1 rRNA gene is annotated in these 1,002 nt (G+C 56.3%); it reads left to right on the forward strand.

From position 1 onward, the window contains the following. Positions 1-57 precede the first annotated feature (57 nt). A 23S ribosomal RNA gene (locus ACIPC1_RS40325) occupies positions 58-1,002 on the forward strand; the annotation flags it as partial.

The following is a 1,002-nucleotide window of genomic DNA, read 5'->3' on the forward strand; positions in this document are numbered from 1 at the left end:
GGGGTGGTGGGTGGTTGGTCGTTGTTTGAGAACTGCACAGTGGACGCGAGCATCTGTGGCCAAGTTTTTAAGGGCGCACGGTGGATGCCTTGGCACCAGGAACCGATGAAGGACGTGGGAGGCCACGATAGTCCCCGGGGAGTCGTCAACCAGGCTTTGATCCGGGGGTTTCCGAATGGGGAAACCCGGCAGTCGTCATGGGCTGTCACCCATACCTGAACACATAGGGTATGTGGAGGGAACGCGGGGAAGTGAAACATCTCAGTACCCGCAGGAAGAGAAAACAACCGTGATTCCGGGAGTAGTGGCGAGCGAAACTGGATGAGGCTAAACCATATGCGTGTGAGACCCGGCAGGGGTTGCGTATGTGGGGTTGTGGGATTTCTCTTTCACGGTCTGCCGATCGTGAGACGAGTCAGAAACCGTTGATGTAGGCGAAGGACATGCGAAAGGTCCGGCGTAGAGGGTAAGACCCCCGTAGTCGAAACGTCAACGGCTCGTTTGAGAAACACCCAAGTAGCACGGGGCCCGAGAAATCCCGTGTGAATCTGGCGGGACCACCCGCTAAGCCTAAATATTCCCTGGTGACCGATAGCGGATAGTACCGTGAGGGAATGGTGAAAAGTACCGCGGGAGCGGAGTGAAATAGTACCTGAAACCGTGTGCCTACAAGCCGTGGGAGCGTCGCTCATCAAGTTTACTTGGTGGGTCGTGACTGCGTGCCTTTTGAAGAATGAGCCTGCGAGTTTGCGGTGTGTTGCGAGGTTAACCCGTGTGGGGAAGCCGTAGCGAAAGCGAGTCCGAATAGGGCGTTTTAGTAGCGCGCTCAAGACCCGAAGCGGAGTGATCTAGCCATGGGCAGGTTGAAGCGGCTGTAAGAGGTCGTGGAGGACCGAACCCACCAGGGTTGAAAACCTGGGGGATGACCTGTGGTTAGGGGTGAAAGGCCAATCAAACTCCGTGATAGCTGGTTCTCCCCGAAATGCATTTAGGTGCAGCGTC

The organism is Streptomyces sp. NPDC087263, from assembly GCF_044744645.1.
Classification (GTDB): Bacteria; Actinomycetota; Actinomycetes; order Streptomycetales; family Streptomycetaceae; genus Streptomyces.